The organism is Pelosinus sp. IPA-1, from assembly GCF_030269905.1.
Taxonomy (GTDB): Bacteria; Bacillota; Negativicutes; order DSM-13327; family DSM-13327; genus Pelosinus.
The window spans coordinates 79,830-94,991 of the sequence record NZ_BSVC01000009.1; the positions used below are offsets into that span (position 1 = coordinate 79,830).

12 protein-coding genes are annotated in these 15,162 nt (G+C 40.0%); all 12 read right to left on the reverse strand.

The features are described from left to right. Window positions 1-8: 8 nt before the first annotated feature. Window positions 9-4,325: a translocation/assembly module TamB domain-containing protein gene (locus tag QSJ81_RS20580; protein ID WP_285719230.1), complete on the reverse strand. Its 4,317-nt coding sequence runs from the start codon at window positions 4,323-4,325 to the stop codon at window positions 9-11. 361 nt (window positions 4,326-4,686) lie between these two features. Beyond that, on the reverse strand, window positions 4,687-5,979 hold the full coding sequence (locus tag QSJ81_RS20585; protein ID WP_285719231.1) for a TolC family protein: 1,293 nt from the start codon (window positions 5,977-5,979) through the stop codon (window positions 4,687-4,689). 124 nt (window positions 5,980-6,103) lie between these two features. After that, a complete protein-coding gene (locus tag QSJ81_RS20590) occupies window positions 6,104-7,381 on the reverse strand; it encodes an MlaD family protein (protein WP_285719232.1) in 1,278 nt (425 codons plus the stop codon). Beyond that, window positions 7,378-8,142 (reverse strand): ABC transporter ATP-binding protein, encoded by a 765-nt coding sequence (locus tag QSJ81_RS20595; RefSeq protein ID WP_285719233.1) that lies wholly within the window; start codon window positions 8,140-8,142, stop codon window positions 7,378-7,380. The genes QSJ81_RS20590 and QSJ81_RS20595 overlap by 4 nt, the downstream gene beginning before the upstream one ends. Window positions 8,143-8,269: 127 nt before the next feature. Beyond that, window positions 8,270-9,043 (reverse strand): MlaE family ABC transporter permease, encoded by a 774-nt coding sequence (locus QSJ81_RS20600; RefSeq protein ID WP_285719234.1) that lies wholly within the window; start codon window positions 9,041-9,043, stop codon window positions 8,270-8,272. Window positions 9,044-9,379: 336 nt separating this feature from the next. Further along, complete coding sequence (locus QSJ81_RS20605; RefSeq protein WP_502929673.1) at window positions 9,380-11,182, reverse strand: SpoIVB peptidase S55 domain-containing protein; 1,803 nt, start codon at window positions 11,180-11,182, stop codon at window positions 9,380-9,382. 16 nt (window positions 11,183-11,198) lie between these two features. Next, window positions 11,199-11,507 carry a biotin attachment protein gene (locus QSJ81_RS20610; RefSeq protein ID WP_285719236.1) on the reverse strand — a complete coding sequence of 103 codons (309 nt, stop codon included), beginning with the start codon at window positions 11,505-11,507 and terminating at the stop codon, window positions 11,199-11,201. 49 nt (window positions 11,508-11,556) lie between these two features. Beyond that, window positions 11,557-11,850 (reverse strand): phosphodiester glycosidase family protein, encoded by a 294-nt coding sequence (locus tag QSJ81_RS20615; RefSeq protein ID WP_352230922.1) that lies wholly within the window; start codon window positions 11,848-11,850, stop codon window positions 11,557-11,559. Further along, window positions 11,847-12,965 carry an AMIN domain-containing protein gene (locus QSJ81_RS20620; protein WP_285719237.1) on the reverse strand — a complete coding sequence of 373 codons (1,119 nt, stop codon included), beginning with the start codon at window positions 12,963-12,965 and terminating at the stop codon, window positions 11,847-11,849. The genes QSJ81_RS20615 and QSJ81_RS20620 overlap by 4 nt, the downstream gene beginning before the upstream one ends. A gap of 61 nt (window positions 12,966-13,026) precedes the next feature. Beyond that, window positions 13,027-13,407, reverse strand: coding sequence for a rod-binding protein (locus QSJ81_RS20625; RefSeq protein WP_285719238.1), 381 nt, complete (start codon window positions 13,405-13,407; stop codon window positions 13,027-13,029). Window positions 13,408-13,421: 14 nt separating this feature from the next. Further along, on the reverse strand, window positions 13,422-14,534 hold the full coding sequence (locus tag QSJ81_RS20630) for a flagellar basal body P-ring protein FlgI (RefSeq protein ID WP_285719239.1): 1,113 nt from the start codon (window positions 14,532-14,534) through the stop codon (window positions 13,422-13,424). A gap of 13 nt (window positions 14,535-14,547) precedes the next feature. Further along, window positions 14,548-15,144: a flagellar basal body L-ring protein FlgH gene (locus tag QSJ81_RS20635; protein WP_285719240.1), complete on the reverse strand. Its 597-nt coding sequence runs from the start codon at window positions 15,142-15,144 to the stop codon at window positions 14,548-14,550. Window positions 15,145-15,162 lie beyond the last annotated feature (18 nt).

A 15,162-nucleotide genomic window follows, 5' to 3' on the forward strand; every position in this document is an offset into this window, starting at 1 on the left:
ACCCTTCTTTAAAACCTAAACCTCGCCTCTGCTCCAAGCCATGTTTGATTTTGGTCATCAATTGAGCCTGTTATATTGAGGCGTCTGTTAACACTATAGCGGAAAGATAGTTCACTTTTGGTATGATCCACACCTACAATATAGTTGATCAGTAGCTTATCTGTCAAATACTTACTCATTTGCAAGTTATAAACTTCTCGATTAACTGTTGAATTCTCATCTTTATCGGCATAGCTTTTTTTGACTATATTAGAAGTGGTATCCCTAACAAAACGAAATTCATCTAAGCCTAATGCATTACGCAAATTACCTTCTACTTCGCTAACAAAGCGCATTTGCAGGCCCGCATCAAGGGCACTAACAAGTTCGTCTCGTCCAAGTTCCGTATTTCCACCATTTTGTTTATCAAAATAATGGCTGCGAAGAGTCAAGAGAGATAGTATTTCTTGCTGGCTCATCGCTGGCTCTGAGGTTAAGTTAAACTGCATCGCCCGTGCAGGACCACTTACATTCAGATTGACCACTGTTTGCTGAAGACGCGTCTGAGCACTTAGCTTCACTATCGGTTCAAAGGAAGCATATTGCCGAAAATCAACGCTGGCTTCATTTACTTTAAATTGGGTCCTAAGATAACTGACAGTACCACGAATCCCAATAATATGTCCTGTAACATCTGGCTCCGTCATGCTTCCCCCCAATTTCACCCGTCCAGCAGCTAAAATATCATATAGATAAGGATTGTAGAATCGGACTTTTTTGCCGACTGCAACTTCCACATCTAAATCCATATTCAAATCAGCTTCCTTCATATCGGGAATGGTAGGAATGTCAATCATGTCATTTTCAAATAATAGCTTTCCTGACAATTTGGCCTTATCACCTTTTTGGCTAAGCATCAATTTACCATCAATAGGTCCCGTAAAATACTTGCTGCGAATAACAGGTTTATCAAGCAGTAACGATATATCGTAGTCTGCTAAACCTAACCCTTTAATTCTAGTAGTACCTGTGACGCTATATAATCCAGTGCCCATATGACCATCAAATTTCTTTATATTTATTTTATCACCTTCGAAGGCAATATCAACCCCCACTTTTTGGATAGGGTCTTTCAGGGCTGTTAATTTCAAGGTACCATCATTAACAGTAATATTACCCATTAGTATTGGTTGCCCTAAGGTCCCTGTCACGGTAATCTCACCTTGCGTTGCCCCTTGGGCCCATGCGACTTCTTTTGTTAATAAGGATAAAATACTTAAATTCGCTTGGTCTAAGCGCACCTTAAGATTCATTTCCTCGCCACGGTTTCCTTCTTGTCTACCATCTTGACTTAATGCTGCAACTGGGATCATACCATAGGCACTGGCTTGGTAAGGTCCTTTTTTTAATAAAATTTGATCCACGTGGATAATATCGTTGTCTAAGATCAATAAGCCATACAAAGAATCAAAGGTAGCATTGCCTACTCCACCATTGTTAATATCTAAGGATAGTGCCGTATGAGGATTATCGGAGACTCCAGAAATTTGAGCTGCAAACTCTAATTTTCCTGTAGGCTTTACATTCGTGTTAAAGAAGGCTGCCACTAACCCAGCATCAATATCCCTGCCACCTACTTCTAAATCAAGGGGACCATTTTTATTTAAATCCGCTGTGCCTTGAGCCATAACAACCCCTGTACCTTGATGTACAGTAAAATCGTAAATGGTTATCTTGTTATTATCCAATCCAACGTCAATTGTAACCGCTTCTAGAGGATAATTCTTAATACTCCCCTGTTTTAAGTCTCCTGTTACATGGATGATCGGCTTATCCATAGTGCCATTCATTTTAATTTGTCCGTTAAGAAGACCAGCAACTTCTTTGTCTCCTAATTTGCACATTGCAATGATTGGTTTTAATTCTCCATTTTCGACATCAAGAGTGCCATACACTTCTCCCGAATCTAGAGTAAAGCCACCAGAAAAATTAAATTTACCCTTGCCCTGCTGAAAAGAAACTGCAGGGATATTTACTTCATTCCCATAAACTGCAATGGTACCTAGGACGCCTGTAAATGATTGGTTATTAAAGAACAATGTATCTGCGGAAAGTTCACCAGTAAAGTTAGGAATGGCAGGAGTGCCTGTCAACTTCCCTTTAAATTTTGCCTTCCCTGCGGCTGTATATGGAATCTTGGTAGTAATATTGAGTTTCCCAATGTCAATATCTTGGGCTACTACATCAAAATTTAAATCATTGTTAGGTGAAATACTGCCTGATAGTTGGATCTGTGTACTGAGTGATTGAATGACAAAGTTATTAATTGTTGTAATCCCTAACTCTCGTTTGTAAGAACCCGTTCCCTTTGCAAGGAGCTGCCCACGAAAACTACCATCTGTCAAAGTAATATGTCCATCAATCGTGAGATTTTCCAAAGGACCTTTTAGGGTCATTTCATTATCCACATTACCTGTCAATTTTTCACCTGGCGCCAACAACGTTATCAGAGTCTCCGCTCTAGCTCGCTGGGAATTGATTACCATATTAATTTCTTGCTGCCCCGTTAGTTCTAACGTTCCCTGTATTTTATGTTTGGTTACCCCATAGGTCATTTCAACGTTTTGTAATGCGATTTGCTGAGGAGTCAAGTGAATATTTCCAACGATTTGGGTAAAGGGCTGATACAAGATCTCCCCATTATCAGCCATAAAATTGGCTGATAATTCGGGGGCGGCTAGCGTACCACGAATTTCACCATCGAACTGACCGACTCCTAGAACTTCTTTTCCCAGCTTTTCTCCTATAAGTTGTAATGGTATGCCTTGTCCGTATACTTGTAGCTGCATATTTTGCCCTGTAATTAAACCTTTGGCGGTGACCACGCCTTGCCCCAAGCCAACATTAAAATAATCTACTGTAACATTACCACTCTGGTAATAAAATCCACTAGCAAGAGATGTAAAATTTGTACCACTATATTCTCCCTGCCCCATGGCTACGGTGCCCTGTATCTTGGCATTTGCCAAGGGTCCTGTACCTGTAATTACTGCCGTCCCATCCACATAGCCCCTCATAGAGGGTATCATCTCGGCTAAATTTTGCGTATCAATGTGCTGCCCTTTTAAAGCAAGCTGGTAGCCAGTAGTTTCTGGTTCTACTTGACCTGATATAGTAACATGCCCACTAAAGACATCCGCATCTAGTTGATGAATGGTTATTTTTTTATCCGCCATATCTAACTTGGCCTGTACATCATATACTGGATAGCCTGCGACTTCTCCTGTTTTCATCTCTACATTACCAATAATTTTAGGATTACTGGTAATGCCTGTCACTCCAGCCTCAAAGGATAATTTACCGTTGATTGGAATATTTTCACCGAGGACTCTAGGATCAAAATCAGTAGAAGCCACCGTTAAATCCAATATTGGCTCGCTGGCGTCTGTACGAACAGTACCACGCACAGCAATTGGCTGATCAAATATTTTGGTTTTAGCAAAAACATATATATTTTTATTAGTAAAAGTTATGCCTCCATCTATTTGACGCAAGGGTACGCCATCAACATCTACATCTGCCTTTTTGAGCTGCGCTTCACCAGCCCACTCTATATTACCTTTGTCGTAAGCGGCAATAACTTCTACTTTTTCTGCACTACCCCCTACCAGATTGATAGGGCCATCCGCTGGACACAATGCTTGGTAGTCAGCCAACATCAATTGATCTACTGTAAGGGTTACCGTACTACGGCCTTGGGTATTGATTGCCCCTCGGACTTTCAGCGCCGCTCCATTATGGAAAGCCTGTAGCTGCAGTTCTATTCTTGGTTTATTCGCAAAATTTAAGCTACCATTTAATGCTTCAAATTCCCATGTAGTGCTGTAAGCATTTACAATTGCTTTGCCCTCTACTAACTTCACTTTGCTGGTTAAAGAGGACTGTGTTGTTTTACTTTGATTTAATATATCTTCAATATTCCAGTGCCCATCTTTTCTCTGGGTAAGCCAAAGAATGGGGTTTTCCACCTGTAATTCTGAAATAGAGCCCACTACATTTTTTCCCCTTAAAATATTCCAGGGGCTATAGGAAACAATAATCTTATCACTGGTAGCTAATTTTTCTGCTTGTTTATCGTAAATAGTAATATTATGTATAGTTACACGATTGTAGGAAGTGAGTTCAATGTCCCCAACGGTCACTAAACTTCCTAACGCGGAAGCCAACTCTTCACTCAATATATGCTGGGCTCCTGTCATGACTTCTTGGCTTCTAGTCAGCCAAAAAACACTACCCGCAACAAGAAGCATACCTGCTATTATTACTGCAATGATTTTCTCTTTCATTTTAGCCTCCTGATTCACCTCATAAGGCGTTCATAACAGCATATACTTCTACACAAGAAGACCTGCTTCCTTTATCATCGCTTGAATTTATTCTATCCGAGAGAAAGTAATATATTCCATAGAAATGGAAACCTCACCTAAGATAGGAATATAAGAAAAGCATTTTGAAACGCGAAGACCTGAAGATTACGAAGAATAATAGAACTAAACATAATTTTCCTTCTTTCTCATTATACGTCTTCGCTACCTTCGTGTTTCATCTTTTTTCTACTAAGTTTAAAATTTATTGCTACTGGTAAAATATATACTTTCTATATATAATACTGAAGAGCTGGGATATCCCAGCTCTTCAGATATTTATTTATTTTTTCACCTCTACCACAGGTACACCCATGGCTTTGATTAGGTTGGCTTTGCTTGTATTAAAATCATACATGGCTTGGATATAATTATTCTTTGCTTGGGTCAGGGCAACTTGAGCATCAATTACATCAATGTTTGTGCCCACTCCTGCGCTATAGCGAACTTGCGCAATCTTGAAATCTTCTTCTCCCTTTTCTACGGCAACTTGATTCGTATCAATTCGCTTTTCCGCTTCACTCATGTTCAAATAAGCTTGGCGTACATCTAATTGGACTGAATCCTTCGTCTGTCTAGCCTGCTCTGTAGCCTTCACTACTGCTGAATCCGATTGTTTAATTTTCGCATTGGTTACACCGGAATCAAAAGGCGTCCAAGTCGCCTTTAAGCCGATTGACCAAGAATTGTTATCTGCACCAGGGAAGTCTTTATCTTGCCAGCCTGTTGTAGCATTGGCACTGACCGTCGGCAATTTACCACTTTCAGCCCCCTTGACAGCTTCCTTTTGGACATCAATATTATAGTCGGCTTGTATGGCTTCCGGACGATGGGCAAGAGCATATTGAATACTGTCGGCTAATGCCATCGTATATCTCTCATGCTTTAACTCATCTTTTACTGTTACCTCTGTATCTAAAGGCAAACCAATTATATTATTTAAATTAGAAATTGCTAAATCGTAAGCATTTTTTGCTTTAATTAAAGCTTGTTGATTATTGGCTAACTCTACTTCAGAGCGTAATACATCAGATTTTGCCACTGTACCTACAGCATACTGTGCCTGCACATTTTTCAAATGTGCTTCCATTTGATCAACAGCTTCTTGGCTAACCTTTAATGCATTTTTCGTTTGTAAAATCGTAAAATAACCATTGGTAGCATCCAATTTTATTTTTTGTTTACTTTGCTCTACCGCAGAATCGGCTACTTTTAATTTAAGTTTTGCTGCAGAAACATCACTTTCTGTCTTACCGCCAGTATATAGATTTATTCCTAACGAAACTGATGTATTAAAATCAGTAACCTTATCAACACCTGAATGTGCTAAAGTATCATTATGCACTATAGCTAATGCAGGTAAATTTCCACTTTTCGCTACCTTAATCTGCAGCTCTGCACTCTTTCGGTCCGCATCTGTCATTTTGATTGCAGGATTACTGTTTAGAGCCATGGCAATGCTATCTTCTAAAGTTAGCTCGACTGGTGCCGCTAATGCAACCACCGTATTTAGCATTAGTAATCCACCTGTTAACGCTACTGCTAAACGTTTTTTCCAATGAGCATGTTTTATCATGTAAAAATCCCCCTCAATTCGTCGAAACAGCCTTGACTGTTCAGTCAATACATTTCAATTATATGGCTAAATATATCCAGTGTCAACAATAAAAGGAAATGATGCCTTATGATTTTAATTTTCTTTAAAAGGTTTTGCGGACACCCACATAGGTATTTCGATCATCTGACTTGTTAATGTTATCCGCCTGACCAACGATAAAGGTATCAGGGGCCACTTGGTATTGAGTACGCAGCTTAACTCTCACATCATTTGGGTCATAGACATCAACGGACAGCCGCATTTGTTTTCCGACTTGGGTATCAACACCAACTCCCACCTTACTATCAATTACACCAGCACGACCAGAAAATTGTTCATTACCTTTGCCGATCTGAAAATTCCCTTTACTACCATCCCCAATATTATTAACACCAATAACGGCAAAATCCTGAGGCGAGGTAGTAATCTTAACATCAGCATTACTACTGTATTTGCCTGTATCATTATTGTATAAAGTTTCAAATCCCATTTTGGTCTGAATTGATGACACTTTGGTCAGCATTTTATTGGCCTTATCACTGGCTGCTCTAGCATTTTTTAAGGTTTCCTTTAAGTTTTGAGCCGTTTCTGGATCCGTTACAACACCTTCTAAAGAAGCCGCCATTTTCTCTACACGCAAACTGGTATTTTTAATATTTTGAATGGTTTCTCGCAAATCCTTGGCCGTTTGCCCATCATTATCGACCACAGCCAACATGGTATCTACTCGCCCTGCCACATCTCGCAAACTGCGAGACATCGCACTTAAGTTACTTACCATTTCGCTTACATTGCCCTCATTGTTTTGCATCATACGTGCCAAACCAGCTGTTAAAGCATTAAGATTGTCTGTAATCTCTTTGGCGTTTAGAATTGTCCCTTTCATCGCCGCTTTCACTTTGTCATCACCAATAATTTCATTTAGCGATTTCACCAAATCGTGAACTTCTGCTAACACTCGATCCGAGGAAGCAATCAGCTCATCTAATCCCTGAATTTCTTCTCCCCTCACGATTGCATAAGGTACTAGGAAACCAGAACTTTTGCTAGGCGGGATAATGTTAACATACTTTTCTCCCATTAAACCATCGGCCCCAATAACAAATTTTGATTCTTGGGGAATTTTAGTCCCCGGACTCATTAGCATGGTTACCTTTACGCCTTCAGGAAGCACTTCTATACCTTTTATCCGCCCGACATCTACACCTGCATAGCGGACTACATTACCATCTTTCAGGCCATTCACTTGACTAAATACAGCTTGGACTGGATACCCTTGATCGCCAAAGCTAAAACTGCCTAGATGAATAATCATATAAGCCAATAACAAAAAGGCAATCATACTCACGGAACCAACTTTGGCTTCTGTACTCATATTCATTTTATTTCTGACCTCCTTCGAACATATGCGCCAGGTGATTTAAAACCGTGAATGAATTGTTGCACAATGGCATTTTCCGTATTCTTAATTTGATCTACGGTACCCATTTCGATAATTCGCCCACCATGAATTACTGCAATGCGATCAGCAATTTTAAAGGCACTAGACATGTGATGGGTAACCACTACGGAAGTAACCCCTAGTACACGCTTAGTGTTCATCATGAGTCTATCAATCGTCCCTGACATAATCGGATCAAGACCCGCTGTCGGTTCATCATACAGCACAATTTCTGGCTTTATCGCAATGGCTCTCGCTAAACTAACACGTTTTTTCATACCGCCGGATAGCTCATTAGGCATTACATTTTCTTGCCCCGCCAAGCCTACCATTCGCAAGTTGCGAGAGATAACCTTCTTAATTTCTGGTTCTGACATATCCGTATGTTCTCTAAGGCCAAAGGCTACATTTTCCCCTACTGACATTGAATCAAACAGAGCGGAATATTGAAATACCATCCCCATGCCAATACGGATTTTATTTAAACTATCTTCTGATAGGTTTGTAATTTCCTGTCCTTTAACCCATATTTCTCCCTCTGTAGGTTTTAAAAGGCCAATCATTAAACGTAATAATGTGCTTTTTCCGGAACCACTAGGGCCAATGACCACCATAGTTTCCCCTTGGGTTACTTCTAAATTTATATCTTGCAAAATAGTTTTCCCATGAAAACTCATGCTGATGTTAACCAACTTTATCATAAAATCACCGTCCTATGTTACAAACTGAAAAAAGTAACGTTTTTTACCGCAGAGACGCAGAGGACGCAGAGATGGATTTATATTATATTCTCTGCGCCTCTGCAGTTAAGCATATCTCCTAATACCCTCAACGATAGATTAATAACGATAGGAAATAATTGCTGACAAAAATTAAAATAATAGAGCTCACTACGGAAGCAGTGGTGGCCTTACCCACACCTTCTGCTCCTTCTCCAGCTGTCAGTCCTTTGTAACAGCCAATGATGGCAATGATACCACCAAAAAACATAGCCTTAACTAGGCCACCCATTATATCATTGACTACTGCAAATAATTTAATGGAGTGAATATAGGTAAAAGAGCCAATACCAGCATATAAAGTTGCTACTAAATATCCACCTAATGTACCAATAATATCGGCAAAAACTACTAGCATCGGCAACATAACTATACAGGCCAAAAATCTAGGAACCACTAGGTATTTGATCGGATCAATTGCCATAACTCTCAAAGCATCAATTTGTTCTGTCACCTTCATGGAACCAATTTCAGCGGTAATTGCTGCCCCTACCCGTCCCGCGACGACTACACCTGTTAGCACTGGTGCTAATTCCCTAGCCATGGCGATTGCCACAACACCGCCTACAGATGACTGAGCACCATACTTAATAAACTCATTGGCAGTCTGTAAAGTAATAACCATACCTGTAAATAAAATAGTTAGCAGCACAATAGGTAAGGAATCCACCCCAAGGTGTGCCATCTGATGCAGCACATGTCGCATTCTAGGCTGTTTTCGAAAGTGATAAATAGTATTAAAAAGCAGTATCATAATTCGACCACTGTTCTCTGCAGCATGAATCACGTGCCGCCCAATATTCTCTAAGAAAGATAGTAACATACGCAATCCCTCACATTGAATTTCACTTGTAGTAATCATTATATTGAGAATTTGTCATAATATGAAGTATTCCATAAAAAAGACAAGTTCCCTGCACCATCACCATAAGAAATTCATAAAGAAAACTTGATTCAGATAGCGTTTTAACTCCATCTGAATCTTAGCCCTTTCTTATCCAGGGACTTAGCCGCTCTTAACTCCCAAGAAGATGGGAGTCTTAGAGCGGTTTAGTCATCGGATAAAACAAGAAAATCCCTCTTATGTAAATAGTCAATCATTATGAAAAACTATTCATATAAGAGGGTTATTATCTTATAGGAAAACTCATTTTCCTAACTATTTAGTTTTGTCTTTTACAACTGTAACTAAAACTTGCGTATCGCCATCAATAATATAGTCTGTGGCAATACGATTCTTGGCTTTATTTTGTTTTTTAATCTCTTTAGTGCTACTATCTTGTATCTCTTGTTTCATATGACTGGTTTGCTCAATTAATGTATTTTCTTGACTTTTATTATCAACGCTATTTTTGCTTACTTTACTGCCACCCATAATATTCTCAACGCCCATATCGAACACTTCTACAACAATCTCATTATTACGGTCACGTTCTACGAATTCCTTAATAACATCAGAAAATCCTTGATTCTTCTGTTTTGGTTTCGCAAGCAGCAACAAGCCTTCATCAAGCCCTTGCTGTTTGGATAATAGTTGCATTATAGGTACCATGCCGCCGCCTCGCACTTCTAAAGTTAGAGGACCTTCTGGTTGTTCTTTGGGAACAGTAAAGGGTACTACGCGGGTAATGGTTTCACCACGAAAAGGCTTTATCTTAACGCCTATATCTATTGTCTCGCCAGGTTTGGCCGTAAGCGTCTTAGCCTTGGCCTCAACAATCGTAGCGGTACGACGCTCTTCACTAATGGAAACATTTACTTTAACATCCATAATATCAACTGGATTGTATTGATTGCCTGAGATCATCGTCATAGCATCCAAAAATTCACCTACAGCAGCCTCACCTACGCTAGCGGGGCTATAGAACATATTTTCCCGACGAATGACCTCTACTGGCATATTTCGTCCTGAAATTTCGAAGCTAACTTTCGCAGTCCCTGGTCCCACTCTGTCTATCGTTTTATCTATCACATTGAATACAGTGGTCGCAGATAAAATGGAGGATAATTGCTCATCCTTGACCACTTGAATTGCCGAATCTGAGATCTTCCCTGTATCGTTGTCTTTTACCATAATGCGTACAGGAATAATAGTAGGGTACCTGCCTAGTTTTCCGGCTACCGCCGCACCACGATCTTGATTAATTAAACCAACGGCCTCTCCTGTTGTACCCACTTTAAATGAATTCTCTAATCCCATCACAGTAGTAAAAACATACGCATTGGTCATAAAATAGCCAATATTCCCCTTCTTTAGGAAGGGATGTCCAAAGGCCAGTACCTTATCCCCCTCAACATAAGTAACAGTTCCTAAAGCGGCTACACTGCTATCGCCTCGAACCAATTCTACTCCTACAGCACCACCTGGTACTAGAGGACCAAATTCTGCATCGGAAGGTGCAGCTCCCACCTCGTACGGTGTTAAATTAAATGGTTTCAGTTTATCTTGCAGCATGGATAAGGCATTGCTGCTAAAGCCAGATACCATTAAGGGAGTAGCCATTTCTTCAAATCCTGGTAAATTATCCTCTACCTGCATAGAAGCATTGTATTTATCAGGCATTTCCCACAACTTGAGCATATCGGCTATGGGAGTAACCATACCAATTTTGTGATCTGTTAAAGACCAACCATAAGCAATAGCCCCAACTAATTTATTATTAATGTATACGGGACTGCCACTCATTCCTTGGGCAATCCCTCCAGTACGATCAATGACATCACCGAAAGTGCGTACTAGAATCAAGTCCCCGGATGGGCCCTTATTTTTCATAACCCCTAACACTTCTACCCCAAACTCTTCTAGTTTCGTACCAGAAACTACGGTTTTTCCTATACCTTGCATGCCTTGTTTAATGTCATCTACTGGCATCATTTCAGGGGCAGCCCATACCGAAGATACGGGTAGTGTTAATAAAAAAATAAGCAGTGCCAGACGACACTGCCTGAATATTTTTTGCAAAACTATCATCCTTTCTCTATTTACCGGCTTCAATACGAACAACTGTATCGCCTACGGTAATTTTACTGCCAGGTGCAACTAATACTTCCTTAACGACGCCATTTATTGTGGCTCTTGATGCTGGGACTGCCCCAGTTAACGTGCCAACACGTACCAAAATATCACCTTCATGAACAACAGTTCCTGGAGTCACTAGTCCATTTGCCATAACGGGTCCAGATAAAGTTGCCTTTTGATCTACTATATTACTCGCCGTAGCCAACAAACTACCTGCTATCAGTAGTAATGCTACTACTGCTACTGTTATCCTTTTTTTGTGTAGCATAAAAGCCACCTCCTTACTTAATTTCATTATACAGTATTGGAGGGAATTATCAATCCTTCGGAGCAATAATTAATGCATCGCCTACATACCTTTCTCTTCCATCTGAGGGCTTATTGATAATCTTACCTTTTATTACCATCTCACTAGAACCGCCACCATCTAAATTCATTGCATCCACAGCGCCAAATTCCTGCATCAACAATGCTAATTCTAAGAGGGTCATACCAATACTATGCTCTTGACGACCATCAACAACAACGAGAAGTATATGACCATCTTTAGTTTGGCCAATCGCCGTTCGTGGTGCTCTACCAACAGTTATATCTGAAGGGAACTCTTCTATTTACTTGTTAAAAATACACTACTACCTTTAATTAATCTTGGACCTGCACCAAGGACGTAACTGGTATTGTCCCATGCTGAACCTAGCGACTGACTAATTTTGATACTATCACCAACTTTTAAACCTGCTAATGCTTTTTCATTACTACCATGAGCGGATAAAACAACAGCCCCTGGAGGTATGACAGCATTACCATGAGCGATTGCGGTAATGGTATCCTTACTTACAATATAATCTGTACCAAACTCATTAGTACCTGTCATATTGTCATAGTAATTATTATATAAAATCAGATCATCTGGGCCTCTTTCATGATTGACACCTGTAATTGCAACTAATCGTCCATCTGGTAAGGTAACGCTTCCCTTGTAGTCGATCTGATCAAACATAATTTGGCCATTAGGTAGTATTCCTAAAGTAGTACGCCCTACGGCTGAGGTACTTACTATTTGATCACCCATTTTCAGTAAACCCAAAATTTCTCCATTTGGAGCGAAATAAGAAGCATTAATGCCAACAATCCCTTTAGCACGCTCAGTCATTGACAAAACACATTCCCGGTCTACAATTGCATCATTTGAGAGTACGGGCTTTAGTTGATAAGCACTGCTAGGAGATAAATCAACTACATAAGCAGTTATAGGGCCTGCATTGGTATTACGATATAACGAAGTATATTTGATCCCCGTACTAATCTCTTCTTCGTATTTTTGATCGACTTTCTTGGAAATGTCTATCACTACTCGATTTGGTTTGGCCAATGTAAATACCTTATAGGTAACGGCAGATGTTTTTAGGTTAATAACAACCCGCTGTTTGCCCGGCTGCACTTCAGATAATTGTAAATCCTTAACTGCTGTGTCATTTAATAACAGGGTTGGCAACTTGATTGCACTACTAGCATTAGCAAAATCAAGTACAATTTGATCTGGATTTGCAGTTAGATTAGCCGTATATGCTGGTAGTTCATTTACATCAAATACAATTCTTACCTTATCCGGCGTTTGGCTAAATCTAACGTTTTGCAGCACAGAGCTGTTTGGAGCAGCCCATGCAATTTGAGAACACAAGAGTAATAAAATCAAAATACTATAGAACCGTTTATAAGCCTTCATTTAAATAACCCCCATATGAGCAACATCGAATTCATCTTTTTTTGTGAGAAAAGCCCAGGCACTATTTCGGTGCCTGGGACTTTTGACTGGCAGGTGCTGCAGCAACATGGAGTTGGCGATAAAGCATATCCGCCAATCCCATACCACCAGCCTTTGCCATATTTTTTGTAATTTCACTATCTAACATGGATTGCATAGTATCTTCTTGCGAAGTATCTACTAACTTAGACTTTTGCACTGTTTTTCGCATATTGGTCATCATTATATTTAAGAATACTGCTTCCATGTCTTGACATGTTTTTTTGAGTTTGGCATCATCTTTTGAAGCCTTTGCCTTCTCTGTTTCCGTTGCCAATTTATCGGCAAAATCACTATTTGCTTTAGTCTGTGCAGAATTCAAGGTATTTATCATACCAGTTGAACCTATTCCTGATATTTCCATATTTGCTCACCACCTTAAATGATCTGTAAATCAGCATGTAAAGCACCAGATGCTTTTATTGCTTGTAGTATTGAGATAATATCTCGCGGTGTAGCGCCAATTGCGTTTAATCCTCGAACTACATCTCCAACACTTGCCGTAGATGGCAATACCATAATATTTGCCTTATCTTCTTTCACATCTACTGTAGTATTATTCGTTGTCACTGTAGATCCGTTAGAGAAAGGTGGTGGCTGAGATACATCTGTCGTTTTTGTAATACTAATGCTAAGTCCACCCTGAGCAACAGCAACTTCGTCAATGGTTACATTCGATCCCATAACAATTGTGCCTGTACGTTCATTAATTACAATTTTAGCTATATTATCAGGATTAATATAGAGCTCTTCTATTGCTGCCACGAAACCTACTACATTACTTCCATATCCACTTGGTACGGTTACAATTATCGTTCCCGGGTCCTTTGTTGTTGAAATGGAACCAAAACGACTATCAATCGTATCAGCAATACGGGTTGCTGTCGTAAAATCGGGCTGGCTCAAAGATAAGGTAATTGATCCGTCTGAAGATACCAATTGTGTAGGGACATCCCGTTCTACAATAGCCCCATTCGGAGTTGTACCTGTTGTAGGAAAGTTTTTTTGTTGACTACTACCACCGCTACTAGCGTTATATCCACCTGTAGAAACAGGACCTTGTCCTACAGCATAGACTTGACCATTAGCGGCTTTTAGAGGCGTTTGCAATAAAATACCACCTTGCAAACTCTTGGCATCCCCCATAGAAGAAACCGTCATATCAATTGTATCACCAGGTTTTGCGAAAGCTGGTAATTGAGCTGTAACCATAACGGCAGCTACATTTTTAGATTTAAGTTGGGCTTCAGAAACTGTTATCCCAAAACTTTTTAACATGTTAGCCACTGACTGTCTCGTTTGGACCAGTGTATTGGAATCACCTGTACCGGCTAAACCAGTGACTAGCCCATAACCGACCAATTGATTCGTCCGTACACCTTGCACCTTTGCTACGTCTTTAATTCGTGTTACTGCACTAGATGCCATGGCAGTTGCCATAATAGATATGGCACAAATTACAATTGCAACACTAACCACTAACTTACGCATAATATCCTCCGTTTTAGAACAAGAAATTGAATAACTGACTTATAATTCCTTGCCGTTGCTTCTTCGCAATAGGGCCATTGCCATCTACTCGAATTTGCGCATTACCTATATAAGTAGATAATACCGTATTATCTGACAGAATATCTTCGGGGCGAACCACACCGGAAACAGTAATTTTTTGTTCTTCGCCATTTTGTTTAATGCTTTGTGTACCGGAAATGACTAAAGTGCCATTCGGCTTCACTTCAATAACTTGAGCTGACATTTGCGCTGTAACAGTATTCGTATTGGCAAGTGATCCTTTTGCCGTAAAAGAATCGGCATTACCAGCGCTTGCAGAGGCTATACCATGAAAGATCCCTGTGCCTGCATTCATACTCGTACTAGAGGATTTAGAATTGCTTGCATTCCCCACACGACTCGCACTAGAGTTTTCATTAATGATGATCGTAAGAGAGTCGCCAACTGCACGAGCCTTATGGTCACTAAATAGATTGGCAGACCCAGCATCACTCCACAAAGACATAGCCGATACTGAAGATGCTGCTGTTAGCCCCAAACACAAGAAACCTAACGCCAAGCTAACAATAATCTTTGTTAGGTTAAACATATTTACACCTTCACTTTC

What these genes read in the sequence shown, in the direction of transcription:
- QSJ81_RS20580 (WP_285719230.1), bottom strand. Translation starts at nt 4,325, where the DNA reads ATGAAAGAGAAAATCATTGCAGTAATAATAGCAGGTATGCTTCTTGTT.
- QSJ81_RS20585 (WP_285719231.1), bottom strand. Translation starts at nt 5,979, where the DNA reads ATGATAAAACATGCTCATTGGAAAAAACGTTTAGCAGTAGCGTTAACA.
- QSJ81_RS20590 (WP_285719232.1), bottom strand. Translation starts at nt 7,381, where the DNA reads ATGAATATGAGTACAGAAGCCAAAGTTGGTTCCGTGAGTATGATTGCC.
- QSJ81_RS20595 (WP_285719233.1), bottom strand. Translation starts at nt 8,142, where the DNA reads ATGATAAAGTTGGTTAACATCAGCATGAGTTTTCATGGGAAAACTATT.
- QSJ81_RS20600 (WP_285719234.1), bottom strand. Translation starts at nt 9,043, where the DNA reads ATGTTACTATCTTTCTTAGAGAATATTGGGCGGCACGTGATTCATGCT.
- QSJ81_RS20610 (WP_285719236.1), bottom strand. Translation starts at nt 11,507, where the DNA reads ATGCTACACAAAAAAAGGATAACAGTAGCAGTAGTAGCATTACTACTG.
- QSJ81_RS20620 (WP_285719237.1), bottom strand. Translation starts at nt 12,965, where the DNA reads ATGAAGGCTTATAAACGGTTCTATAGTATTTTGATTTTATTACTCTTG.
- QSJ81_RS20625 (WP_285719238.1), bottom strand. Translation starts at nt 13,407, where the DNA reads ATGGAAATATCAGGAATAGGTTCAACTGGTATGATAAATACCTTGAAT.
- QSJ81_RS20630 (WP_285719239.1), bottom strand. Translation starts at nt 14,534, where the DNA reads ATGCGTAAGTTAGTGGTTAGTGTTGCAATTGTAATTTGTGCCATATCT.
- QSJ81_RS20635 (WP_285719240.1), bottom strand. Translation starts at nt 15,144, where the DNA reads ATGTTTAACCTAACAAAGATTATTGTTAGCTTGGCGTTAGGTTTCTTG.